This is a genomic window from Variovorax flavidus (assembly GCF_030317145.1).
GTDB lineage: Bacteria > Pseudomonadota > Gammaproteobacteria > Burkholderiales > Burkholderiaceae_C > Variovorax > Variovorax flavidus.
Genome location: NZ_JASZYE010000003.1, coordinates 314,267 through 339,410, shown reverse-complemented (window position 1 = coordinate 339,410; position 25,144 = coordinate 314,267). Strand labels below are relative to the sequence as shown.

The window sequence follows — 25,144 nt, the reverse complement described above, 5'->3', positions numbered from 1 at the left end:
GGCTGCCGCCCCTCTTCAGCCCTTGCGGCTCCAGCCGAACACGCGGCCCAGCAGCCCGCGCTTCGATCCACTCTCTTCCGCGGCCTGCGCGGTCGCCTCGATGGCGGTGCCCGCGGCGGCCGAGGCAAGTTGCGCCAGGCTTTCGAACACGTAGCGGCGCGGCTCCACGCGGAAGCCGAGGCTCTGCTCCGCCTGCCGCAGCACACGCATCGCCAGCAGCGAATCACCGCCGAGGTCGAAGAAGTTGTCGTTGGCGCGGATGTCGTTGACGTCGATGCTCAGCGCGCTCGCCCAGATCTGCGCCAGGCGGGCCTGCTCCGGCAGCAGCAACGCCGGCGGTCCCTTCTCTTCCTGAACCGGCGCCACGGGCGCGGCCTGCACCGGCGGCGCATCGCTGGCGGCGAGGCGCTTCAGGTACTTGGTGCTTTCCGATTCACCCGAGGCCCAGAGCGCTTCCAGCGTGTCGTCCGGCCGTTGCGCGACGAGGCGCAGCAGTTCGACGAAGCGATCCTTGAAGGCGGCACCCGTTTCGCGCCGGTAGATGTCGGCGTTGTAGGTGATCGCGCCTTCCAGCCCCTTCGGCTTGTCCATGAGCCAGATGCCGAGGTCGTCCGTCGCGCCGCGTTGCAGCAGGTGCATCTGCCGGTCATGCAGGTTGCCGATATCCAGCGGCCGTTCGCGCGCATCCTGGAACGAGAAGAGGGCCTGGTAGAGCCCCACGCCCTGGGCACGCTCGACGAATTCGGGCTCGACCACCAGGCGCTCGAAGGGCACCTGCTGGTAGTTCATGACCGACAGCAGCTCCTGTTTGACGTAGCGCATGAACTCCCCGAAACGCAGCGAACCGTCGACCTGGAAGGACAGCGGCAGCACGTTGTTGAAGAAGCCCATGATCGACTCGGTCTCCGGCGCCTCGCGGCCGCGCACCGGCGTCGCGATGACGATGGAGCCCGTTTCGATGACCTTGCTCATCATCAGGATGTAGACGCCGAGCGTCAGCATGTTGAGCGTGACGTTGTGGCCGCGCCCGACCTCGCGCAGGCGCTCGGTCAGTTCCTTGTCGACGGTGAGCCAGTGCGTGCCGCCCTGGCCGCTCATGCCCGCGCGGCGTGGCATGTCGGTCTGGGGCGCCTTGGGCGTCGGCGAATTCGCGAAGCGGTTCTTCCAGTATTGCAACTGGGATTCCAGCTCCGGCTGCTCCAGCCAGTTGGCGTACCACTCGGCGTAGTCGCCGTGGGTGAGGGCGGGCTCGGGCAGTCCGTGCGGCTCGCCGCGCACCAGCGCGCCGTAGATCTGCGAGAGCTCGCTTTGCAGGATGTCGAAGGACCAGCCGTCCCACACCAGGTGGTGCGGCACGAAGACGAAGGCATGGTCGTCTTCCGCGACCTTGTAGAGCGCCGCATGGAAGAGCGGGGCCTTGTGGATGTCGATCGGGCGGTCGGCCAGCTCCTGCATCAGCTCCAGCAGTTCGTTCTCGCGCTGGTCCGCGGGCAGGCTGCCGAGGTCGATCAGCGGCAACTCGTAGTCGATGCGGTCGGCGATCAGCGCCACCGGCTCGCCGGTCTGCGGGTCGACGCCGACCGAGGTGCGCAGCGCGGCCTGCCGGCGGATGATCTCGCGCAATGCCTCGTTGAACTTGGCAATGTCCAGCGGTCCGCCGAGCCGGTGCGCGGAAGGCGCGTTGTAGACCGAGCGGCCGGGGTGCATTTCCTCGACGAAGCGGATGCGCTCCTGCATGGGCGTGAGCGGCGCGCTGCGGCGGCCGGCCTTGTGCGGGATGGGTTCGCTGCGCGGCGCGTCGTCGCCGCTCAGGCTTTCGATCGCCGCGGCCAGGCGTTCCGCGGTCGGTGCCTCGAACAGCGTGCGCAGCGGCACCGTGATGCCGAACTCGCGGCTCAGCAGCGTCGACACGCGCGCCGCCAGCAGCGAGTGGCCGCCGAGCGCGAAGAAGTCGTCGCGGATGCCCAGGCCGGGCAGGTTGAGTACGCGCTCCATGGTTTCCATCACGACGCGCTCGCGCTCGTTGCGCGGCAAGACGCGTTCGGTCGTCTCCTGCCGCGTCGCACTCGGCTTGGGCAGGGCCTTGCGATCGACCTTGCCGTTGGGCAGCAGCGGGATGGCGTCGAGCGTGACGACGTGCTGCGGCACCATGTATTGCGGCAGGCGGCTGCGCAGATGGCGGTCCAGTGCCGCGAGGTCGACGCTCGCGCCGGGGGAGTTCGCGAGGTAGGCCACCAGGCGCACGTCACCGGGCTGGTCTTCGCGCGTGACGACCACGCTGCGGGCCACGCCGGGTGCTTCATTGCAGCGCGCCTCGATCTCGCCCAGTTCGATGCGGTAGCCCCGCACCTTCACCTGGAAGTCGAAGCGGCCCATGTGTTCCAGCAGGCCGTCGTTGCGCCAGCGGCCGCGGTCGCCGCTGCGGTAGATCAACGTGTCCACGCCGTCGATGGCGGTGGTCACGAAGCGCTCCGCCGTCAGGTCGGGGCGATCCAGGTAGCCGAGCGTCACGCCCATGCCGCTGATGCAGATCTCGCCCGGAACGCCGATGGGGCAGGGCTGCAGGTTGCCGTCCAGGATCCAGACGCCGGTATTCGCCATCGGCCGGCCGATCGAGACGCCGCGCGCCGCGATGCGCGGCCGCTCCATGCGCCAGACCGTCGACCACACGGTGGTTTCGGTGGGGCCATAGAGGTTCCACAGCTCGGAGCTGCGGTCCAGCAGTTCGAGCGAGAGGTCCGCCGGCACCGGCTCGGCGCCGATCCAGGCCCGGAAGCCGCGAGCACCCGACCATTGCGCATCGAGCAGCAGCCGCCACATGCCGGGCGTGGCCTGCAGGATGGTGATGGATTCGGATTCGAGCAGCCCGCGCAGGCGGTTGCCGTCCATCGCGACTTCGCGCTGCACGATCACGATCTCGGCGCCCGCCGCCAGCGGCAGCATCACTTCGGGCACGGCCATGTCGAAGGACAGGGTGGTCACGGCGGCCAGGCGGTCCTGCGCCGTGATGCCGGGCTCGCGCTGCATGGTCTGCATGAGGTTCGCCACCGCGCGGTGCGGCACGCACACGCCCTTGGGCTTGCCCGTGGAGCCGGAGGTGTAGATCACGTAGGCCGTGTCCTCGGCCTGCGCGTCCTGCGGGCCGGCCGCTAGCGGCGTCGCCGGCTCGTCGAGCCAGGCGGTCTCGCGGTCGAGCAGGAACACGCGCTGCGCCGCATCGGCGCACCAGTTGGCCGGTGCGGCACTGATCGACGACGCGGTCAGCAGCAGGCCCAGGCGCGCATCCTCGGCGTAGTAGTCGAGGCGGGCCTGCGGGAAGGCGGGGTCCAGCGGCACATACGCGGCGCCGCTCTTGAGCACGGCGAGCAGGGCCACGAACATGTCGGTGCCGCGGTCCAGGCACAGGCCGACGCGCTGGCCGCGGCCCATGCCGCGTGCGCGCAATGCGTGCGCCAGTCGGTTCGAGCGCACGTCGAGTTCGCGGTAGCTCATGCTCCGCGCGCCGTCGCGCAGGGCCGGCCGCTCGGGCTGGGAGGCCGCATGCGCCACGAAGCCTGCGTGCATCAGCGGATCGCCTTGGAGCGGCGTCGGGGCTGGCTGCAGCGCGGTGATGGCGCGCGCTTCGTCGGCCGACAGCACCTGCAGCTTGCCGACCGCTTGCGCCGGATCGTTCACCACGGCGCGAAGCAGGCATTCGTACATGCCCAGCCAGCGGCGCACGGTGGCATCGTCGTAGAGGTCGGCGTTGTATTGCGCCTCCATCTGCATGCCACCGACCACCGGCGTGATGTTGAGGAAGAGCTCGAAGTTCTCGTAGCGGCGCGCGATGGTGCTCTGCTCGACCTTCAGGTCCGGGAAGTTGCCGTCGTTGGGCGCCGCATCGCGGTCGACGTTGAACAGCACGTTCACCAGCGGCAGCCGGCTTGGGTCGCGCGGCACCGGCAGCTTCTTGAGCAGCGAGCCGTAGGTCAGCGTCTGGTGTTCGAAGGCATCGAGCAGCGCACTGCCCGACTGGCGTGCCAGCGCATCGAAAGGCGCGTTCGCGTCCACCGCCACGCGGATCGGCAGCAGGTTCACGCAATGGCCCACGAGGTCCGGCATGTCGCTGGGCATCTGGCCTGCGGCGGCGATGCCGACGACGAGGTCGTCCTGTGCCGTCAGCCGGTGGAGCGTCGCGGCGAAGGCGCTGAACATCGTCGCGAAAAGGCTGGTGCCCGTTACCGAGCCGACCTTGCGCAGGCCGTCGATCAGCGACTGGTCCAGCACGTGGTCGATGCGGTAGGAGCTGAAGGTGCGCACGGCAGGCCGCGGGCGGTCGAGCGGCAACTCCAGCACCGGCAGGCTGCCGCCGGCATAGCGCGAGAGCCAGTAGTCGACGTGCTTCTGCATGTCGGGGCTCGACGCTTCCTCGGCCTCCCACGTGGCGTAGTCGGAATAGCGCGCGGCCGGTTCGAGCGCGGGGCCCGCGCCGGTCTGCTCCGCATAGAGCGCGCCGAGATCCTCGGTGATGACGCCCCACGACCAGCCGTCGCAGATCGCGTGGTGCGCGGTCATCACAAGCACATGGTCGGTCGGGGAGAGCTGGTAGAGCGCGGCGCGGAAGAGCGGACCCTTCTCGAGCAGGAAGGGGTCCTGCACGGCGGCAAGCCCGTCTTCCTCCAGCCGGCGCTGCTGCGCAGCCGCGTCGAGGTGCCGCAGGTCGTGCCGGGCCATCTGCACCGGTGCAGCCTCGCTGATCAGCAGCTGGGTGCCATCGGGCGAGATCGTCGATCGCAGCGATTCGTGGCGCACGACCAGCTGGTCCAGTGCCGCGCCGAGAGCGGGCGTGTCCAGCGTGCCCTTGAGGCGAAGCCGCATCGACTCGTTGTAGGCCAGCGATGCCTGGGGGCTCAGCTGGTCGCCGAGCCAGACTTCGCGCTGCGCTTCCGTCGTCGCGACGATGCGCTCGATCAGACCAACAGCGAACGGGTCGAACTCGTCCACGGCGCTATCGTCGGAGGGGGTGAGGACGGCTGCGGTCATGCTTGGAACTTCGTGAATTTGCCTTGGGCGGTTGGATCGGGAACGAACCATGCGGGCTGGCCGTCCTTGTCACGGCCGAGACGCGCATTAGGCACGGGCGGATGGGACGGGTCGAAGGCCGGCTTCGGCGCCGCGCGGCGCGGCAGCAGCTCGGCCTCCTGCATCTCGGCGATCGATTCCTTGAACGCCGACTTGATGGTCGCGATGTCCTGCTGCGTGTGCGCGGTCGTCATGAAGCAGGGGAAGTTGTCCAGGATGTGCACGCCGCGGCTGCGCATCATGGCGAACAGCAGGTCCTGCAGTGGGTGGTCTTCCAGCCAGCTCACGCGCCATAGCGACGAGAAGTAGCGGATCTCGACCGGCGCGCCGACCTCGCGGCAGAAGGCCGACAGCTCGTCGGCCATGGCCGCGGTGTGCAGGTTGAGCTGCGTCTGAAGCTTGTTGTTGTCCTTCTTCAGGAATTCGAGGGCGGCCTTGGATGCGGCCAGCGCCAGCGGATGCCGCACGAAGGTGCCGGCGAAGTAGGTCACGCCCACGGTGGGCACGGAGTCGTCGCCGTACTGCCAGGGGCCGCCGTCCAGTGCGTCCATGTAGGTGCGCTTGCCGGCGATCACGCCGACCGGGAAGCCGCCGCCGAGCACCTTGCCGTAGGTCGCGAGGTCGGCACGGATGCCGAAAACGGCCTGCGCGCCACCCAGGTCGCAGCGGAAGCCGGTGATGACCTCGTCGAAGATCAGGCAGGTTTCGGACTTCTCCGTGATGGCACGCACTTCGCGCAGGAACTCGCGCGGCTGGAAGTCGGGCCGGCGGCTCTGCACAGGCTCGACCAGCACGGCCGCGAGGTCGTCTGCATTGGCGCGGATGAATTCCAGCGATTCCGGCGTGCCGTAGTCGAGCACCCGGACGTCGCCGAACATGCCCTGCAGCACGCCGGGCGCCGCCGACATGCCCTTGGCATTGCGGCCCGCGCGCACCAGCACTTCGTCGAAGGTGCCGTGGTAGGAGCCGGTGAACAGCACCACCGTGCTGCGGCCGGTGACGGTGCGCGCGATGCGCAGCGCGGCCATCACGGCCTCCGAGCCCGTGTTGCACAGGCCCGCGCGGTCGAAGCCGGTGAGATCGCACAGGAGCCGCGTGACGTCGGCCGCGAGCGGATGCTGCGGGCCGATCTCGTAGCCGAGGTCGAGCTGCTTGCGCACTGCGTCGTTGATGAAGTCCGGCGTCCAGCCGAAGAGGTTCATGCCGAAGCCGTTGAGCGTATCGACGTATTCGTTGCCGTCGATGTCCCAGAGCCTGGAGCCCTTGGAGCGCTCGATGACGATCTGGTAGGTGATCTCCTTGGTCGCGGGGCGGAAGCCGTTGACCACGCGCGGGTCGGCCATGTGCGGGCGATTGCGCTCGGTGAAGGCCTTGCTGCTGTGCGTGCGTTCCACGTAGCGCCGCATGAAGGCGGCCAGGCGGGCCTTCTGCCGTTCGGTCGGTTCCTTGCTCTGCGTGTGGATGCGGGCGATGGCGCCGAAGGCTTTCTTGACGTCGTACTTCTGCAGGGGCGCGGCGGGCTCCTCGGCAGCAGCCGGCGTGGGGGGATTGGACGCCGTGGCCGCGGCGGTGGCCATGGGCGTGGGTTGCTCCGCCACCGGCGCCGGCAGCGCAGGGCTGACCGGAACCGTCGGCGCCGCCGACAGCAATGCGAGTTGCTGTTGCATCAATTGCATCTGTTGCGCGATGACCTGCTGCATCAGGGTGCCGTTGCCGGCGGCCAGGCCGGCCGCGGGCTGGATCGCCGGCATGGCGGGCATCGCCAGGGGTGCTGCCTGTTGCGGCACCGCCGCCGCTACGGGTGCCGCCACCGGCGCCGCGACCGCAGCCACCGGATCGGGAGGCAGCGTGGCATCCAGGAACTCGGCCAGCGCATCGAAGCTGCGATAGCTCTCCATCAGCTGCCGGAAGGTGAGGTTGACCTTGAAGTTCTTCTTGACCTGCAGCGCGGCCTGCGTGAGCGTGAGCGAGTCGAGCCCGATCTCGACGAAAGGCGCTGCGCCTTCGACGTCGGCCATGTCGACGCCAGACAGGTTCTCGAAGAGTTCGCGCAGACGCGTGACGAGGGATGCACGGCGCGCGGGAGGCGCGGATGTGGCGACAGCAGCGACAGTCATTGTCAACTCCGGGATCGATGTGGAAAGAGGGGCGGAAGGAGCGGAAGGGACGAAAGAAAGAGCAGGAGCCGCAACAGGCACCTCGGGCGCGACCGGCGCGGCCGAAGCCGTCGCCATCTCGACCCAGAAGCGCTTGCGCTCGAACGGATAGGTGGGCAGGCGCACGCGATGCTTGCGCTCGCGCGGGTCGAGCACGCCGAGATCGATCTCGACGCCCTGCGCCCAGAGACGCCCGGCGGCGAGCCGCCATGCGGCGCTCTCGCCCTGCGCCGGGTCGGGCAGCAGGGATGCGGCGGGTGCGGGCACCGCCTTGGTCGCGTGCTGGCGCACCAGCGTCGCCAGGGTGTTGCGGGGACCGATCTCGATGAAGAACGGGTGCGCGAGCTGGCCCAGCACTTCGCGCACGGCGGGCGAGAAGCGCACGGTTTCGCGCAGGTGCCGTGCCCAGTAGTGCGGGTCCGTCGCTTCTTCGTTGGTCAGCAGGCGGCCCGTGAGCGTCGAATAGATCGGCAGGCTCGGCGCCGCGAGCGCCGTCTCGCGCACCAGCGCCTCGAAGGGTGCGACGGCCGCATCCATCATGGCGGAGTGGAAGGCGTGCGAGGTCTGCAACGTCTTGGCGACGATGCCCTTGGCCTCCAGAGCGGCGCGCAGGTTCTCGATCGCATCGCTCGGACCGGCGGCGACGCAGACGGCCGGCCCGTTGTCGGCGGCCAGCGAGATGCCTTCGGGCAGGAGCGGCAGCAGCTCGGCGGCGGCGAGGCGCACCGACAGCATCGTGCCGGCGGGCAGCGCCTGCATCAGCGCGCCGCGCTGCGCCACGAGCCGCGCAGCGTCTTCGATGCGCATCACGCCGGCCAGCACGGCGGCGGCGAATTCGCCGACGCTGTGGCCGATCATGGCGGCGGGCCTCACTTGCAACGCCATGAGCTGGCGCGCGAGCGCGTATTCGAGCGCGAAGGTGGCCGGCTGGGTGACCGACGTGGGGGTGAGCGCGGAGGCATCGTCCGAGAACATGCGTTCGCGGAGGTCGAAGCCCAGCACGCCGTCGAAGGCCCGCAGGCAATCGTCGAAGGCGGCGCGGAAGACGGCATCGCCGGCGTAGAGCGCGCGGCCCATGCCCGCGTATTGCGCGCCCTGGCCGGGGAACATGAAGACCGGCTGCGGCACCCAGGCATTGACCGAGCCGCTGGCGCGTGCAGCCGAGTCGGCGGTGCGCAGCGCCGAGACGGCCTCGTCGAGGGAGTCGGCGACGACGCAGGCGCGATGTGCGAACTGCTTGCGGCCCACGCGAAGCGTGTGGGCAACGTCGGCCAAGGCGGTATCGCGATGCGCGTCGAGGTGATCCGCCAGCCGGGTAGCCGCGGCGGCGAGCGCTGCCGGCGACCGGGCGGACAGGGTCAGCAGGTGCGGACCGGTCGCGGCATCGGAGGGCGCGCGCAGCGGTGCTTCCTCGATGACGACGTGTGCATTGGTGCCGCCGACGCCGAAGCTGCTGACACCGGCGCGCCGCGGCGTGGCCTCGCGCGGCCAGGAGCGCAACTGGTCGTTGACGCGGAAGGGCGAGGCGTCGAAATCGATGGCGGGGTTCGGCGACTCGTAGTGCAGGCTGGCGGGGATCGCCTCGGCGTGCAACGAGAGCGCGGCCTTGATGAGGCCGGCGGCGCCGGCGGCCGTGACCATGTGGCCGACATTGCTCTTCAGCGATCCGATGGTGCAGAAGCCGGTATCGGCGGTGTGCGCTGCATAGGCGCGCGTGAGGCCTTCGACCTCGATCGGATCGCCCATCGGCGTGGCCGTGCCGTGGGTCTCGACGTAGGAGATGCTGCGCGCCTCGACGCCCGCCGACGCCAGTGCGGCCTCGATGACGGCGGCCTGTCCATCCACGCTCGGTGCGGTGAAGCTGGCCTTCGCGCCGCCGTCGTTGTTGATCGCCGCGCCGCGCAGCACGGCATAGATGGTGTCGCCGTCGGCGATGGCGTCGGACAGGCGCTTGAGCAGCACGACCGTCGCGCCATCGCTGAACACCGTGCCCTTGGCCTTGGCATCGAAGCTGCGCGTGTGGCCGTCGGGCGACAGCATGGAGCCTTCGTTGTAGAGATAGCCGCTGCGTGGCGGGCAGGTGACCGACGCGCCGCCCGCGAGCGCCATGCGGCACTGGCCGGTGCGCAGCGCATGGAAGGCCTCCGCCACCGCGACCAGCGAGGTCGAGCAGGCGGTGTGCACGCTCACGGCCGGGCCGGTCAGGCTCAGCTTGTTCGCCACGCGGGTGGTGATGTAGTCCTTCTCGTTGCCGAGCATCACCTGGAACTCGCCGACCATGTCGATCAGGTCCGGATGCGCCGTCACGTGGCGCTGGAAGTAAGTGGCGTTGTACATGCCGGCGAACACGCCCACCGGGCCGGGCGCCTGGTCGGGTACGTAGCCGCCGCGTTCGAGGCATTCCCAGCAGATCTCCAGGAACACGCGGTGCTGCGGGTCCATCAACTCCGCTTCCTTCGGGTTGATGCCGAAGAAGGCTGCGTCGAACTGTTCGATGTCGTCGATCACGCCGCGCGCGCGCACGTAGGAGGGGTCGGCCCGCAAGGCGGCGCTGACGCCGGCGTCCAGCGTCGCATCGTCGAAGAAGGTGATCGACTCGCGGCCCGCCATCAGGTTGTCCCAGAACTGCTCGACGTCTGCGGCGCCCGGGAAGCGGCCGGCCATGGCGATCAGGGCCACCGGCTCCAGGTCGTGCGTCGCTTGCGGCGCGGGCCGAGAGGCCTCGCGCTGCGGCGTGGCGGTTTCGCCGTCCTGCATGCCGGCGGCCAGCGCTGCGGGCGTGGGCTGGCGGAAGAACAGGTTGGTCGACAGGCGGCGTTCGCTGCCGCGCTGCAGATCCTTCAGCACCTTGAGCACCAGCAGCGAATCGCCGCCGAGGTCGAAGAAGTTGTCGTTGCGCCCGACCTGGTCGATGCCCAGGGCGCGGGCGAAGGCTGCACACACCCTGCGCTCTGCGTCGCTTCGCGCTTCCTCGAAGGTCTGGGCGAGCTCGGGCCGTTGCCTCGGGGGCTCGGGCAGCGCACGGCGATCGAGCTTGCCGTTGACCGTGACAGGCAGCTGGTCGAGCCAGACCTGCGCCGCAGGCAGCATGGCTTCGGGAAGGCGCTCGGCGAGGTGCTGGCGCAGGGCCGTCCACGGCACCTCGGCGCTGCGCGCCACCAGGTAGGCCACCAGCCGAAGCCGGCCGGCCGCGTCGGCACGCGCAATGACCGCGCAGGATTTGATGCCCGGATGCGCGAGCAGCGCGGCCTCGATTTCACCGGTCTCGATGCGATGGCCGCGGATCTTGACCTGGCCGTCGATTCGGCCGATGTACTCGATGGTGCCGTCGGGCAGCCAGCGCGCCTGGTCGCCGGTGCGGTAGAGGCGGTCATCAGGCCCGCCGAAAGGATCGCGCACGAAACGCTCCGCGCTCAGGTCGGGCCGTTGCAGGTAGCCGCGCGCCAGGCCGCGTCCGCCGATGCAAAGCTCGCCGACGAGGCCGGCGGGCAGCATCGCCATCGTCGGGCTCAGCACGCGCAGCGCGGTGTCGTTGATGGGCAGGCCGATCGGCACGGAGCGCGCGTCGGCCGGCAGGTCGCGCGGAATGCGGTGCGTGGCCGCGAAGGTCGTGCATTCGGTCGGCCCGTAGCCGTTGATCAGCGTGATCCCGGGCAGCGCGGCCATCGCGCGCCGCACATGCGGCACCGACAGCGCCTCGCCGCCGGTCAGCAGCTGGCGCAGGCCGGCCAGCAGGGCGGGATCGTCGTCGACCACCGCGTTGAAGAGCGCGGCCGTGAGCCAGGCGGTCTTGACCGAGTGCTGGGCGATCGTGCGCGCCAGTCCGGCGCCGGTCGGCACCTGTTCGTCATGGACCACGCAGATGCCGCCGTTCAGCAGCGGGCCCCAGAGTTCGAGCGTGGAGGCATCGAAGCCCAGCGGCGCGGCGTGCAGCATGGCTTCGCCGGGCGGGAGTTCGACGTAGCGCGCGCCGACCACGAGGCGCAGGATCGAGCGATGGCAGATCTCGATGCCCTTGGGCGTGCCGGTCGAGCCCGAGGTGTACATCACGTAGGCCACCGATTCGCCGCCGGCCGGCGCGGGCGCGAAAGGCGGCAGCGAGGCTTCGTCGTCGATGGTCTCGTCGATCGACAGCAGCGCACGTCCCGTGGGAACGAGCTGCCGGTGCGCGGCCTGGGTCACGACCAGCCCGACATCGGAATGCGACAGCATGAACGCGATGCGATCAGGCGGGAAGTCCGGCTGCACCGGTACGTAGACTGCGCCGGCCTTCAGGATGCCGAGCAGGACGACGACCGCCGCGCTCGACCGGTCGAGCATCACGCCCACCGTGTCCCCGGCGCGGACGCCGCGCGCCTGCAGCCTGCGTGCCATGCGCTCGGCCCGGTCGGCCAGTTCGCGGTAGCTCAGGGGGCCGTCCTCGCCGATCAACGCGATGGCGTCGCCTCGTGCCGCGACCTGACGGTCGAACATCGCATGGACCGTGAGTGCGGGGTCGTACTCGCTGGGCGGGACGTTCCAGACTTCCAGTTGCCGTTGGCGGTCGGATGCCGACAGGGTGCGGATCTCGCGCAGGCGGGCCGTGGGTCGCTCCAGCAGATCGGATGCCGTATCTATCAGTGCAGCCAGCAGGCTTTCGGCTGCTGCGCTTTCGAGGGCGGCGGCCGCGGCCGTCAAGTGGAGCGTGGCGCCGGCCGACGGGGCACCCAGTTGAAGCATCGGAGCCGGGTCGCCGACGGCGGCCGCGCCCTCGCGAAGCCACACGGCAAAAGGCTGCGCATCGGCCGTCGCGACGGTGACCGCATGGCGACGGGCCTGGTCGACCTCCGCGAGCCAGCGGCTGGCGGCTGCCTCGGCGTCGCAACGGATCAGGACGCAGACCATGCCGGAGGGCGCCGCGGCGTCGGCCAGGGACTCGTGCACTTCCACGGCCGTGGTGCCCAGCCAGCGCGACTGCAGGAGGCTCCACGCGGCGACGAAAAGCGTGTCCGGGAGCCATCCGGATGCCCGCGCTTCCTCTGCCCATTTCGAGGCAAGGATTGGAGACAGTGCGGAACTGCCCGTCTGGAAAGCCTGCGACGCAGTGCCGAACGAACGAACGAACAGGTCGATCAGCGAGAGCGCCGTTGCCTCGGGCGATGATGGGGAAAGAGGCTGTTGTTCCATGGACTGCTGACTCCGCGAATGGAAGGGCCGATGCCCTTCAGAACCTCTGCTTGTTTCAACCGTTACCTTTTCCGACCGGGTAGATGTATCAGAGCCGAGCAGTAATCACAAAGCGCTCATTTCTCAGCCGGGACTCCATATTGCCCTCTACAGTGCGCTCGCGCCACCGTACGAAAGCCATGTCAGCCAGCCTATGTCGTTTGGATGCACTGCAACATTCGACGCACTTGGTTTCGTTTTCATGGAGACGAATGCGTCGACGCCGATACGATTCTGCGCCCATTTTTACAAAATGAGTACAAACGACTGACGCAAATCCTCCATCCAGATGAGGAAACGTAGAGAAAAGCAGTAGTTTTAGCGCGATTCGGGCTCGACCAGCCCGCCCGCCTCTGGCCGGCCGGCGCTCAGGCGGTCGCTTCGTCCAGCGTGTCGTCGCCCTGCAGGTGGGCTGTGTCGGCCCAGCCGACGAGGGTGAAGCCCTGGGGCGTCCAGAGCAGCCGGTTGATGGCCGCGTTGCCCAGGTGCCAGGTGCGCGGCGCCTGCAGTTCCTGCCTCGTGGCCGCGCGGTAGAGCACGTCCATCACCCCGCCGTGCGCCACCATGACGACGAGTTCGCCCGGATGCCGGGCCGCGAGCTTGGCTGCGGTGCTCGTCACGCGTTCGCGGAAAGCGAGCAAGGACTCACCTCCTTCGGGCGCGAATTCGGGGTCGCGGGTTCGCCAGAGGCGCGCCTGGTCCGGCAACGCCGCGTCGATGTCGGCAAAGGTGCGTCCCTCGAAAAGGCCGAACGAGCGCTCGCGCAAGCCGGTATCGACCGTCACCTCCATGCCGTGGGACCGGGCGATCTCGTCGGCCGTCTGCCGGGCGCGGGCGAGATCGCTGGCGTAGATGGCGGAGATGGGCTCGTCCCGCAGGGCCTGCGCCACGCGACGGGCCTGCCACAGGCCGGTGTCGTTGAGCGAGATGTCGAGCTGGCCCTGGATGCGGCTGTCGACATTCCAGGCGGTTTCCCCATGGCGGACGGCGATGACGCGGGTGAGTTGCATCTGCCGGATTCTAGAACCCCGGCCTTGTCCGCTCAGGTGAATTCCCGTCTTAATAGAGAAAATTCCCTTTGAAAATAAAGAATTGTTTTCAATTTCGTCCAAATTGTCGGCTTGTAGAATTTCATTCGGTTCTGATCGAGATTTGACAATTTATTGAAATTGAAACGCATTAGAAAAACGTGAACCGCGCAAAAGAATGAATTGGATTCTCAGCGCCTGTTGGAGAGGTCAGGCAGCTTGTCGCAACCCCAGCCATGCGCGCAAGCATGGGAGGAGGCACGCGGCGGCATTTCCCATTTCACAAGTGAGCGCTCGCGATTGCCGACTAGGAAGAGCATGCCTCTGCCCGTTGGCGAGCGAGCACCCGCTGACTTTGCGCTGAGTTCATGCACCCTTGGCCGGAAATTCGACGTCTGAATCCGACAAGGCTCATTCGTAGTTCATGGCGTCAATTTCAGAATTATTGCCAGTTGTCGCTGGTATTCGGTATTTCTTAACTAGGAGAGGTTTTCATGTCTCAAAACAAGGCTTCAAAGAATTCAGTGGGACCAAAGGTAAAGCAAGGTGCACCCACGCCAAGCACGGGCGACGCATCGGCGGTTCAAGCCGCTGTCGCGCCGCGTGGCCGCAAGCCGCGCAAAGGTGGGAACGATGGTTCGGAGTTGAACGAAGGCTTGGGCGAGACTTCGGTCAACGGGAATATGACCCCGGCAGAAGCCCTGCGTGCCGCCGCGGCGAAACGCGCCGGAACCAAAGCTGCCGCCACCGCGACCGCCGCCGCAGCGACGGAAACGGAAGCGCCCCCGCTTGCAGACGCGGTTCAGGCGGACAACCAAGTGGCGGCCAGTGCGGACGCGACACTGACCGATGCTCCCGCCGCTGAAATCGCAAGCACCCCGTCCGACCTGGCCGGGCCGTCTGCCGAAGCGGCGGGTTCGTCGCTCGCGGATGAAACGCACGACGGCGTGGGCTGGGTGCCGATGGCGCTGCTGGGCGGCGGCGTGGCAGCCGTCGGGCTGGCAGCCAGTTCTTCCGGCTCCGGATCCTCGGGCTCCAGCCTCTCGACAGCCGAGGTGGCCGCGCCAACCCCGGCCGGACCGGAGGTCCATCCACCCGCCCCTGCCGATGTCGATCTTGGTTCGTCCGACAGCGGACTCGAACCGACGGCCCCGCAGGAGACCACCGGGCTCTCCACGCCGACCTCGGCCGTCGATGCGATTGCGCCGGCGTGGAGGCCGGAGCTTCGGATCACGGCCGTGATGGACGACGTCGGACCGCGAGTCGGCAACGTCGCACCGGGCGGCGCGATGGACGACACCCGGCCCGTGCTTCACGGAACGGGAACGCCCGGCCACACCGTCGCGGTTCACCTGCGCGACGCCATCGGCACCCGTGAAATGGGCAAGGCGACGGTGGACGCCAATGGCAACTGGTCGCTGGCGATCGCGCAGTTGCCCGATGGCCTCTGGCTATCGCCGCCCGCGCCGGGCGTGCCGTGGCCGGATTCGCACATGCCCCTCAGGCCGGGTGCCAATGAGTTCATCGCGGTCGAGTTCGATGCGTCGGGCCGGAAGATCGCTTCGAGCGAGCCGTACACGGTGATCGTGGACACGCCCGTCCTGCAGGCGCCCGTCATCACGGGCGTGGTGGACGACGTGGGCCCGGTGCAAGGAAAGCTCGAGCAAGGCGGCGTCACCAACGATGCGGCGCCGACCATCTTCGGCACAGCGCAGCCGGGCAGCCTCGTCACGATTCACGACGGTGGCGTCGTGCTGGGCAGCGTGGTGACCGAGGCCGACGGCAAGTGGCACTTCACGCCGGAGTCGAATCTGATCGACGGAAAGCACGCCATCACGGCGACTTTGACCGATCCGGGCGGCCAGAGCGTCACGACCGAGCCCTGGAACTTCGTCGTCGATACCTGGGGGCCGGCTGGTGTCGTGGGGCGTCCGACCATCACGGACGACGTGGGCGATTGGCGTGGCGTCTTGGAAGACGACCCGTTGCTCAATGGGCCGGTCACCGACGACAGCCGGCCGACATTCGACGGCGAGGCCGAACCGGGCTCCACGGTGTCCATCTGGATCGATGCGTTCGATGGTTCGGGACGGTCCATCGAGGGCAGCGGCAGATGGTATGGCGGGGCGTTGGTCGATCCCGCGGGTCACTGGACCTTCACGCCGTCCGCCCCGCTGGCCGATGGCCACTACAGCTTCACCTTCTGGGTCGCCGATGAAGCGGGCAACGGCCAGATTCTTGCGGGAGCGCCTGTGCGCTTCCTGACGGTCGAAACAGGCGAGATGCATCTGGCGCTGAATGCACTGGTGGATTCCGCCGGCGACATGCGGGGCAACATCTTCCGCGACGGCGTATCGGACGAGCGGCGTCCCGAGGTGCTGGGCACCGGCAAAGCCGGCAGCATCGTCACGGTGTATGACGGCGATACGGTGCTGGGCAGCACGACAGTGGATGTCCAGGGCAACTGGACATTCGTGCCCGGAAGCGACTTGGCCGATGGCCTGCACCGCCTGACGGCGATCGCGACCGACGGGAACGGCAGGACGACCGAGCGGACCGAGGCGTTCAGCTTCACCGTCGACATGTCGGCGGTCAGCAATTTCGCGATCACCTACGTGGAAGACGACACGGGACCGGTAACCGGCAACGTGGCGTCGTGGGGCGTGACCGACGACACCAGCCCCGTGATCCATGGCACGGGCAGGCCGGGCCACACGGTCATCCTCTACGGGTGGGCACTGACCGCCAATGGGGAAGGGACGTCCATCGACAGGTCCCAGGAACTGGGCCGTGCGATGGTCGATGAAAACGGCAACTGGTCGACCGAACCTCTGAGGCCGCTGCAGCGGGGCGTGAACGACTTCACGGCCTTCCTGTACGACGAGGCCGGAGACGCGATCAGCTCGGTGTTCTACGCCGTCGAGGTGGTCCCGCACAGTTCGCTCCTCGCTCCGGTGATCGCGGACGTGATCGACGACGTCGGGTCGGTGGTCGGCGGCGTGGCGCCGGGTGAAAAGACGGACGACACGCATCCGCTGATCCGTGGGACGGGCACGGCGGGCGACACCATCGTCGTGTCCGTCAGAAACAGCTCGGGAAGCTACGACCTGGGTCGAGCGACCGTGGACGCGGACGGCACGTGGTCTCTGCAGGTCGGAGCGATTCCCGAGGGGCTCCACATTCATCCCCCGTCGGACGGCGTGTCGTGGCCGCTATGGATGCGGGCCCTGCCGGCAGGCGCGAATGAATTCACGGCCGCGGCGATCGACGCAGCGGGCAATCACAGCCCGACGAGCGCACCCTACGAGGTCTTCGTGGACATGTTGGTTCCGGTGGTCTTGCCGCGCATCGAGGGGGTGTTCGATGACGTCGGGTCGCGCACCGGCAATGTGGCCGCGGGCAGTTATACGGACGACGCACGGCCGGAGATTCACGGCACAGGCACCGCGGGTGAAATCCTCATCGTGCGGGTGACGATGCAGGGCGAGCCGCGCGCCATTCCGGAAGGTTCGGGTCCGTCCATCGGCTTGGACGGCAGCATTCCCACCTGGACGGTCGAACTGGGCTCCGTGACCGTGGAGGCAGACGGCCGCTGGAAGTATCAGGTGAACATGGAGCTGCCCGACGGCTCCAACAAGTTCACTGTGGTGGCGTTGGATGAGCTGGGTGACAGGAAGGTCCCGAGTCAGCCTTACGAGATAGAGGTGTACGCAGCCGGTCCTGTCGCGTGGACCTTCCCGCTTGTTCAGCCGGACGCGGAGGTCCTGTTCGATGGCGCGGACATGCTGATCGCTCTGCCTGCACTTGCCCCGTCGGCACCGGGCGCCGGTCCGGCCGTGCAGGCCGAGCCCGCGCCGGGCAGCAGCGTCTATTCGAACCTCGGCGGCCACACGGTGCCGCTGTTCGAGGAGAAGGGTGCACTCGTTCTTCTCTGACAGGAGGAGAACGCGAGCAGCAGGGGGACGGGGTGCCCCTTACTGCTTTGCGGTGGGGATCTCGATGTTGACCCGCCGCAGTCCCTGCGGCGGATTCGGGAAGCCCTGAAGCGCCGCCTGGAACATCACGGGCAGCACGGCATCGCTCGCCGTGTAGGGGCCGTCGTTGCGCGCATGGGTCTCGTACACCACGCGGTTGGAAGGCAGTTCGCGCAGCACGATGCTGACCTCGCGGGCATACCAGGGGGAGGGCGGCGGGAAGGCCGGTCCATACCAGCCGCCCCCATACCAGCCGCGGCCGCCCCAGCCGCCCCAAGGTCCGCCGCCCCATGCGCCGTAGCGGGGACCGGGTCCCCACCACGGACCGCCGTAGAACCACGGGTCGGCCCAGGGCGACAGCTCGGTGGTCACGCGCGCGCCGATCAGGGCGCTGTAGCTCGGATTCGCGTCGTCGTGGCGCAGGCCCGCGCCTTCGAGCGCGGCGGCGGCCATCGCCTCCAGTTGCTGCTGCGTCGCCTCCTCGTACTGCTGCGAAGGCAGGCGCTCGAAGCGGTAGGTGGAGGCGGCCGGGACCGTCTCGATCTTCGAGAAGGTCCGGACGTCGCTGTCCACCACCCAGCGGCTCGCGCAGCCAGTCAGGCTGGCGGTCAGGACGACGGCGGCAATGGCGAGTTTCATGGCCTCACAGTTGCACGATGCGCAGCGGCGATGGCGCCGTCGGGAATTCGGGCGCGTCGAAGGCCTTGTCTCCATCGGCGTCGGCGATGCCCGTCGCCTTCAGACCCTTGAAGTCGAAGGATGTTCCGTCCAGCAAGTGGGAGGGCACGACGTTCTGCAGTGCGCTGAACATGTTCTCGATGCGGCCCGGGAACTTGCGGTCCCATTCGCGCAGCATCTCGCCGACCTGCTTGCGCTGCAGGTTCTCCTGGCTGCCGCAGAGCGTGCACGGGATGATCGGGAATTCGCGGTGCTGCGCCCAGCGGATCAGGTCCTTCTCGGCCACGTAGGCGAGCGGACGGATCACGATGTGCTTGCCGTCGTCGCTCACCAGCTTGGGCGGCATCGACTTGAGCTTGGCCGCGAAGAACATGTTGAGGAAGAAGGTCTGCAGCATGTCGTCGCGGTGGTGCCCCAGCGCGACCTTGGTGGCGCCGAGTTCATCCGCCACGCGGTACAGGATGCCGCGGCGCAGCCGGCTGCACAGGCCACACGTGGTCTTGCCTTCGGGGATGACGCGCTTGACGATCGAATAGGTGTCCTGCTCCTCGATGTGGAAGGGCACGCCCAGCGCCGTGAGGTAGCCCGGCAGCACGTCTTCCGGAAAACCGGGCTGTTTCTGGTCGAGGTTGACCGCGACGATATCGAAGTGGATCGGCGCACGGGCTCGCAGCTTGAGCAGGATGTCGAGCAGGCCATAGCTGTCCTTGCCGCCCGAGACGCACACCATGACCTTGTCGCCTTCCTCGATCATGTTGTAGTCGACGATCGCTCGGCCGACTTCGCGGCACAGCCGCTTCTCGAGCTTGTGGGTCTCGCGCTCGATCTTCAGGTTGTTGGTGGCGGCGGACGAGGGGGCCTCGTCGATCCATACGGCACTCATTTCACTTGCTCCGAAAGACTTCGACGCCTACTGCGTCGCAGTCGGGGTACACGTCGGGTTTGGCGGTCGACACGCGTGCGGCCTGCACCTTGGGATGCGCCAGCACCTGCGTGAGGATGTCGTCGCACAGCGTTTCCTGCAAGTGGATGTGGCCCTTGCTCAGGCGCGTGGCGACGGTGCGGCGGATGAAGTCGTAGTCCACGACTTCGTCGAGTTCGTCCGACTTCGGCGTCGAGAGGTCGAGCGGCACGTAGAGGTCGACGTTGATGATCACGCGCTGCTCGGCGCGTTTCTCGAATTCATGCACGCCGATGTTGATCCACACCTCGTAGTCGCGCAGGAAGACGCGCCGGCACGAGAGCAGCAGGGGGTCGAGGGCGGCAGTGGTCATGGGGAAGAGGCTTTCAGCAGGTCGTCGACAACGAACATGATGTCGCGCGGCAGCGGCACCAGGTGCTGGCCGTTGTCGACGCAAAGGGTGGTGCCGGTCACGCTGGGCGTGCCGGCGAGGAAGACGCAGGTCCTGGCGACGTCGGCCGGATCGATGGGCCGGCGCAGCAGGTTGGCGCGCGAGGCCTGCGCGAAGTTGGCCTCGGACTGCGGCCCGCTTCTATAGAGAATGCCCGGCGCCACGCCGCAGACGCGCACCGCCGGCGCCAGCGACTGGGCCTGCAGGGCGACGGCGCGTTCCAGCGCCAGCTTGGACACGGTGTACGAGAAATAGTCGGGATTCAGGTTGTAGACCTTCTGATCGAGCACGTGGATGGCCGAGCGGTCGACGCCATCGTCCGCCTTCCCGCTCCGGGCCAGAAGCCGCGCGAAGGACAGCGGCGCGATCAGGTTCACCCCGATCTGGCGCATCGCCGCGTCGGCCTCGAAGTCCAGCCCGGTATCGGGCTCGAAGGCCGAGGCGTTGTTGACGATGCACGCCAGCGGGCCGTCGGCCGAGACATGCTCGACCAGCGCGCGCCGGTCGTTCTCGGCACTGATGTCAGCCTCGATGGCGGTTGCGTCATGGCCCGCGTCGCGCAAGCGCGCGCACAATGCCTCCGCCTGGGCCCGCGATTCGCGGTACTGGCACCACACCCGCCAGTCCGCGCGCGCGAAAGCCTCGCAGACAGCGGCGCCGAGCCGCTGGCCGCCGCCTGTCACGAGCACGCCGCGGCGTGGGGTTGATTCAGCCATCCTGATAAATTTCCGTCATGAACCTGGAGCAGAGCGCCGATCGCGCCACCCCTTTGACCCGGATTATCGATGCCGCGCTGCTGCGCGCCGGTGGCTGGCTGCCTTTCGACCGCTTCATGGCCACGGCTCTGTACGCACCGGGACTGGGCTACTACGCCAACACGAGCCGCAAATTCGGGCAGATGCCGGCGTCCGGCAGCGACTTCGTGACCGCACCCGAACTCACGCCGCTGTTCGGCCGCACGCTGGCGATCCAGGTGGCCGAGGCGCTCGAAAAAACGGGCACCGACGAAGTCTGGGAATTCGGCGCCGGCTCGGGCGCGCTCGCCCTCCAGCTGCTTGACGCGCTGGGCGACCGCGTGGCGCGCTACCGCATCGTCGACCTCTCCGGCACGCTGCGCGAGCGCCAGCAGCAGACGCTGGCGAAGCACGCCGGCAAGGTCGAATGGCTGGCTGAATTGCCGGACACGATGCGCGGCGTGGTCGTCGGCAACGAGGTGCTCGACGCGATGCCGGTCCAGTTGCTGGTGCGCACGCAGGGTGAATGGTTCGAGCGCGGCGTGGTGCGCCAGGGCGAAGGCTTTGCATGGCAGGACCGCCCCACCGGGCTTCGCCCGCCTGTCGAAGTGCAGGGCGCGCACGATTACCTGACCGAGATCCACCCGCAGGCCGAAGCCTTCATCGCCACCCTGGCCGATCGCCTGAAACAGGGCGCGGCCTTCTTCATCGACTACGGTTTCCCCGAGTCGGAGTACTACCACCCGCAGCGCCACATGGGCACCGTGATGTGCCATCGCGGCCATCTGGCAGACCCCGATCCGCTGGCGGATGTGGGCCAGAAGGACATCACCGCGCACGTGAACTTCACCGGCGTGGCCCTGGCGGGACAGAACGCCGGCCTCGACGTGCTGGGCTACTGCAGCCAGGCGAGATTCCTGCTCAATGCCGGCATGCTTCCGATGCTGGAACAGGCGTCGCTCGCCGAGCGGACGCTGGCGGCGCGGCTGATCCACGAGCACGAGATGGGCGAACTGTTCAAGGTGATCGGCTTCGCGGTGGGCGAGCCATGGGAGGCGATCGGGTTCGCCGAGGGCGATCGCATGCACACCTTGTGAGGCCGTCGGGCCGTGAAAGGGCCTGAATAAGCTATCAACAAACAATTCGTTGGAAATCCACGGGCCGGCTCCTAAAGTGGCCGGCTCGCTGCCCGCCACCCGGATGGGCGGCTCCACGATGGATTGTTTGGATGACTGCTGTTCTCTCTTCTGACGCCGGCACGCGCAACGCGCCGCCGCAGCATTTCGAAGTGCGCCGTTTCGACGCGCCGGTAGGGGCCGAAATCGTCGGCCTCGACATCTCGAAGCCGATCAACGACGCCGATTTCGCGCGCATCCATCGCGCACATCTGGACCATCACGTGGTCGTGTTCCGCGACCAGCAGGTCACGCCCGCGGATCACGTCGCGTTCAGCCGCCGCTTCGGCCCGCTGGAAATCCACGTGCTCCACCAGTTCCAGCTCAAGGGGCAACCCGAGATCCTGATCGTCTCGAACATCAAGGAGAACGGCGAGCCCATCGGCCTGGGCGACGCCGGCGTCTACTGGCACTCCGACATCTCGTACAAGCCCAAGCCCAGTCTCGGTTCGCTGCTGCACGCGCAGGAACTGCCGAGCCAGGGCGGGGATACGCTCTTCGCCGACCAGCACCTGGCATGGGAGGCGCTCAGCCCTGAACTGCAGAAGCGCGTCCTGCCCCTGAAAGCGGAGCACAGCTATCTCGCCAAGTATGAAGAGCTGCGTTCCAAGAACCCCTGGCGCCCCAAGCTGTCGCAGGCGCAGATCGACCAGGTAGCGCCCGCCATCCAGCCGGTGGTGCGCACCCATCCCGAAACCGGCCGCAAGGCGCTGTTCGTCAGCGAGCATTTCACGACGCGCATCGTCGGATTGCCGCAGGACGAAAGCGATGCGCTGCTCGCCGAACTGTTCGCGCACAGCGTGAAGCCCGAGTTCGTCTACCGCCACCACTGGGCGCCGCACGACCTGGTGTTCTGGGACAACCGCTCGCTGATGCATCTGGCAGCCGGCACGCCCGACGAACTGCGCCGCAAGCTCTACCGCACCACGATCGAGGGCGACACGCCCTTCTGATCGGGCTCCTACCGCCACAAGCAACAAGAAAACATGAACCGCTTCACACGCAATACCGCTGCCCTGATCGCTGGCATCGGCCTGACCCTCGGCAGCATCGCGGCGCACGCCGAGGGCCGCATCCGCATCGCCGAGCAGTTCGGCATCGTCTACCTGCTGCTCAACGTCGCCCAGGACCAGAAGCTCATCGAGAAGCACGCCAAGGCCGCAGGCGTCGACGCCAAGGTCGAGTGGGTCAAGCTCTCGGGCGGGTCCGCGGTCAACGACGCGCTGCTCTCCGGCAACATCGAGATCGCGGGCGCCGGCGTCGGGCCGCTGCTCACGCTCTGGGACCGCACCTACGGCAAGCAGAACGTGCGCGGCGTGGCCTCGCTCGGCAACTTCCCGTACTACCTCGTCAGCAACAACCCGAACGTGAAGACGCTGGCCGACTTCACCGACAAGGACCGCATCGCCCTGCCGGCCGTCGGCGTCTCGGTGCAGTCGCGCGTGCTGCAACTGGCCTCCGCCAAGCTCTGGGGCGACAAGGAGTTCAACAAGCTCGACAAGATCAGCGTGGCCGTGCCGCATCCGGACGCGGCGGCGGCCATCATCAAGGGCGGCACCGAGATCAGCGCGCACTTCGGCAATCCGCCGTTCCAGGAACAGGAACTGGCGGGCAACCCGAATGCGCACATCGTGCTCAACTCCTACCAGGTGCTGGGCGGGCCGGCCTCGGCCACGGTGCTCTACGCCACCGAGAAATTCCGCAACGAGAACCCGAAGACCTACCGCGCCTTCCTCGATGCGCTCAACGAGGCCGCGCAGTTCGTCACCGCCAATCCGGAGAAGGCCGCGGACATCTATCTCAAGGTCGGCAACGCGAAGATCGATCGCGACCTGCTGCTGAAGATCATCAAGAACCCTGAAGTGCAGTTCAAGACCACGCCGCAGAACACCTATGCGCTGGCCGAATTCATGCACCGGGTGGGCGCCATCAAGAACAAGCCGGCTTCGGTGAAGGACTACTTCTTCGACGACGCCCAGAACACGTCGGGAAACTGAGCGTGGCTGTGTCGTCGACCTCGGCAGGCATCACCCTGCGTCGGACTTTCGCGGAGACGCCGCTGCGCCATCCGGCGCCCGCCCGATCGGCGTCCGCCGGGCAGCACGGCGGGCTCGATCCCTTGCTGCAGGTGGACGGCGTCAGTCTCGAATACCGCACGCCCGAACGCCTGGTGCGGGCCACGCACCGCGTGAGCTTCGACGTGCACGAGGCGGACCGCTTCGTGCTGCTCGGCCCTTCGGGCTGCGGCAAGTCCACGCTGCTGAAGGCCGTCGCCGGCTTCATCCCTCCGGTGGAAGGCGAGATCCGCCTCGATGGCCGGCGCGTGACGCAGCCGGGGCCGGACCGCATCGTGGTGTTCCAGGAATTCGACCAGTTGCCGCCCTGGAAGACCGTGCGCCAGAACGTGATGTTTCCGCTGCGCGCATCCGGAACGCTCGGCCGGAAGGAGGCCGAGGAGCGCGCATTGCACTACCTCGACAAGGTCGGCCTCGCCAAGTTCGCCGACGTGCATCCGCACCAGCTCTCCGGCGGCATGAAGCAGCGCGTGGCCATTGCGCGCGCGCTGGCGATGCAGCCGCGCGTGCTGCTGATGGACGAGCCCTTTGCCGCGCTCGACGCGCTCACCCGCCGCAAGATGCAGGAGGAACTGCTCGCGCTCTGGGAAGAAGTGCGCTTCACGCTGTTGTTCGTGACGCACTCGATCGAAGAGGCGCTGGTGGTCGGCAACCGCGTGGCGCTGCTGTCGCCACATCCGGGGCGCATGCGTGCCGAGATCAACAGCCACGGCTTCACCCAGGACAGCCTGGGCGCGGGCGACTTCCAGGCGACGGCGCAGCGCATCCACCGCCTGCTGTTCGAAGAGGCGCCAGAGGCGCAAGAGGCGGTGGCTGCATGACGAGCGCCAATCCGCCCATCCGGCCCGAGTACGAACTGCCGCTCGAGCCCTTCACCGCTTTGCCCGTCGAGAGGCCGCTGCCGGCTGCCTCGCGTCTCTGGGCGCAGGGCTGGCTGCGCAAGGGCCTGATCCTCTGCGTGCTCGCGGCGCTGTGGGAGCTTGCCGCGCGTTGGCAGGACAACGATCTCCTGCTGCCTACCTTCACGGCCACCGTGCGCGCACTGGGCCAGGGGCTGGCCAGCGGCGAGCTGGTCGACAAGGTCCGCATCTCGCTGGTCGTGCTGTTGCAAGGCTACGTTGCGGGCGTGGTGCTGGCCTTCGCGTTGACCACGCTCGCGGTGTCGACGCGCATCGGGCGCGACCTGCTGGACACGCTCACCTCGATGTTCAACCCGCTGCCGGCCATTGCGCTGCTGCCGCTGGCGCTGCTGTGGTTCGGGCTCGGCCGGGGCAGCCTGGTCTTCGTGCTGATCCATTCGGTGCTGTGGCCGCTGGCGCTCAACACCTACGCCGGCTTCCAGGGCGTGCCGGAAACCTTGCGCATGGCCGGCCGAAACTACGGCCTGACGGGGCTGCGCTACGTGCTGCAGATCCTCGTGCCGGCGGCGCTGCCCTCGATCCTGTCGGGGCTCAAGATCGGCTGGGCCTTTGCCTGGCGCACGCTGATCGCGGCCGAACTGGTGTTCGGCGCCTCGTCGGGGCAGGGCGGACTGGGCTGGTACATCTTCCAGAACCGCAACGAGCTCTACACCGACCGCGTGTTCGCCGGCCTGGCGATGGTGGTGCTGATCGGCCTGCTGGTCGAGAACCTGGGCTTCGCCACCCTGGAGCGCCTGACCGTCCGCCGCTGGGGGCAACAACGCTAGCGTCTCTGCAATCGCATAG

13 protein-coding genes are annotated in these 25,144 nt (G+C 68.0%); 6 read left to right on the top strand and 7 right to left on the bottom strand.

What is annotated here, in order from left to right; genetic code table 11:
- Positions 1–15: 15 nt before the first annotated feature.
- From QTH90_RS16835 to QTH90_RS16825, 3 genes are all read right to left on the bottom strand, one after another.
- A complete protein-coding gene (locus tag QTH90_RS16835) occupies positions 16–5,022 on the bottom strand; it encodes a non-ribosomal peptide synthetase (protein WP_286665712.1) in 5,007 nt (1,668 codons plus the stop codon).
- Positions 5,019–12,383, bottom strand: coding sequence for a polyketide synthase (locus tag QTH90_RS16830; protein WP_286665711.1), 7,365 nt, complete (start codon positions 12,381–12,383; stop codon positions 5,019–5,021). The genes QTH90_RS16835 and QTH90_RS16830 overlap by 4 nt, the downstream gene beginning before the upstream one ends.
- A 407-nt stretch (positions 12,384–12,790) precedes the next feature.
- Positions 12,791–13,432: a histidine phosphatase family protein gene (locus tag QTH90_RS16825; RefSeq protein ID WP_286665710.1), complete on the bottom strand. Its 642-nt coding sequence runs from the start codon at positions 13,430–13,432 to the stop codon at positions 12,791–12,793.
- A 662-nt stretch (positions 13,433–14,094) separates the two neighbouring features.
- Between QTH90_RS16825 and QTH90_RS16820 the strand changes: the two genes are divergently transcribed.
- Positions 14,095–17,385, top strand: a complete 3,291-nt coding sequence (locus tag QTH90_RS16820; protein WP_286665709.1) for an Ig-like domain-containing protein — start codon at positions 14,095–14,097, stop codon at positions 17,383–17,385.
- A 39-nt stretch (positions 17,386–17,424) separates the two neighbouring features.
- Here QTH90_RS16820 and QTH90_RS16815 read toward each other — a convergent pair whose 3' ends face one another.
- From QTH90_RS16815 to QTH90_RS16800, 4 genes are read right to left on the bottom strand one after another with little or no spacing between them, the layout of a single operon-like run.
- On the bottom strand, positions 17,425–18,063 hold the full coding sequence (locus tag QTH90_RS16815; RefSeq protein ID WP_286665708.1) for a DUF4136 domain-containing protein: 639 nt from the start codon (positions 18,061–18,063) through the stop codon (positions 17,425–17,427).
- Positions 18,064–18,067: 4 nt separating this feature from the next.
- Positions 18,068–18,985 (bottom strand): tRNA 2-thiocytidine(32) synthetase TtcA, encoded by a 918-nt coding sequence (ttcA, locus tag QTH90_RS16810; RefSeq protein WP_286665707.1) that lies wholly within the window; start codon positions 18,983–18,985, stop codon positions 18,068–18,070.
- Between the two features lies 1 nt (position 18,986).
- Positions 18,987–19,376, bottom strand: a complete 390-nt coding sequence (locus QTH90_RS16805) for a dihydroneopterin aldolase (protein WP_286665706.1) — start codon at positions 19,374–19,376, stop codon at positions 18,987–18,989.
- Positions 19,373–20,170, bottom strand: a complete 798-nt coding sequence (locus QTH90_RS16800; protein WP_286665705.1) for an SDR family oxidoreductase — start codon at positions 20,168–20,170, stop codon at positions 19,373–19,375. Before QTH90_RS16800 ends, QTH90_RS16805 begins: the two co-directional genes overlap by 4 nt.
- Before the next feature lie 17 nt (positions 20,171–20,187).
- Here QTH90_RS16800 and QTH90_RS16795 point away from each other — a divergent pair, with 17 nt between their 5' ends.
- From QTH90_RS16795 to QTH90_RS16775, 5 genes are all read left to right on the top strand, one after another.
- Complete coding sequence (locus QTH90_RS16795) at positions 20,188–21,285, top strand: class I SAM-dependent methyltransferase (protein WP_286665704.1); 1,098 nt, start codon at positions 20,188–20,190, stop codon at positions 21,283–21,285.
- Between the two features lie 131 nt (positions 21,286–21,416).
- On the top strand, positions 21,417–22,316 hold the full coding sequence (locus QTH90_RS16790; RefSeq protein WP_286665703.1) for a TauD/TfdA dioxygenase family protein: 900 nt from the start codon (positions 21,417–21,419) through the stop codon (positions 22,314–22,316).
- A gap of 33 nt (positions 22,317–22,349) precedes the next feature.
- Entirely contained in the window at positions 22,350–23,360 is a 1,011-nt protein-coding gene (locus QTH90_RS16785; RefSeq protein WP_286665702.1) for an ABC transporter substrate-binding protein, read from the top strand.
- A gap of 62 nt (positions 23,361–23,422) precedes the next feature.
- On the top strand, positions 23,423–24,259 hold the full coding sequence (locus tag QTH90_RS16780; protein WP_286666275.1) for an ABC transporter ATP-binding protein: 837 nt from the start codon (positions 23,423–23,425) through the stop codon (positions 24,257–24,259).
- Positions 24,256–25,125, top strand: a complete 870-nt coding sequence (locus QTH90_RS16775) for an ABC transporter permease (RefSeq protein ID WP_286665701.1) — start codon at positions 24,256–24,258, stop codon at positions 25,123–25,125. Before QTH90_RS16780 ends, QTH90_RS16775 begins: the two co-directional genes overlap by 4 nt.
- The last annotated feature ends 19 nt before the right edge of the window (positions 25,126–25,144 follow it).

Excerpts from the sequence above, each read along its gene's own strand:
- QTH90_RS16835 (WP_286665712.1), bottom strand. The coding sequence starts at position 5,022 with ATGACCGCAGCCGTCCTCACCCCCTCCGACGATAGCGCCGTGGACGAG.
- QTH90_RS16830 (WP_286665711.1), bottom strand. The coding sequence starts at position 12,383 with ATGGAACAACAGCCTCTTTCCCCATCATCGCCCGAGGCAACGGCGCTC.
- QTH90_RS16825 (WP_286665710.1), bottom strand. The coding sequence starts at position 13,432 with ATGCAACTCACCCGCGTCATCGCCGTCCGCCATGGGGAAACCGCCTGG.
- QTH90_RS16815 (WP_286665708.1), bottom strand. The coding sequence starts at position 18,063 with ATGAAACTCGCCATTGCCGCCGTCGTCCTGACCGCCAGCCTGACTGGC.
- ttcA (WP_286665707.1), bottom strand. The coding sequence starts at position 18,985 with ATGAGTGCCGTATGGATCGACGAGGCCCCCTCGTCCGCCGCCACCAAC.
- QTH90_RS16805 (WP_286665706.1), bottom strand. The coding sequence starts at position 19,376 with ATGACCACTGCCGCCCTCGACCCCCTGCTGCTCTCGTGCCGGCGCGTC.
- QTH90_RS16800 (WP_286665705.1), bottom strand. The coding sequence starts at position 20,170 with ATGGCTGAATCAACCCCACGCCGCGGCGTGCTCGTGACAGGCGGCGGC.
- QTH90_RS16795 (WP_286665704.1), top strand. The coding sequence starts at position 20,188 with ATGAACCTGGAGCAGAGCGCCGATCGCGCCACCCCTTTGACCCGGATT.
- QTH90_RS16790 (WP_286665703.1), top strand. The coding sequence starts at position 21,417 with ATGACTGCTGTTCTCTCTTCTGACGCCGGCACGCGCAACGCGCCGCCG.
- QTH90_RS16785 (WP_286665702.1), top strand. The coding sequence starts at position 22,350 with ATGAACCGCTTCACACGCAATACCGCTGCCCTGATCGCTGGCATCGGC.
- QTH90_RS16775 (WP_286665701.1), top strand. The coding sequence starts at position 24,256 with ATGACGAGCGCCAATCCGCCCATCCGGCCCGAGTACGAACTGCCGCTC.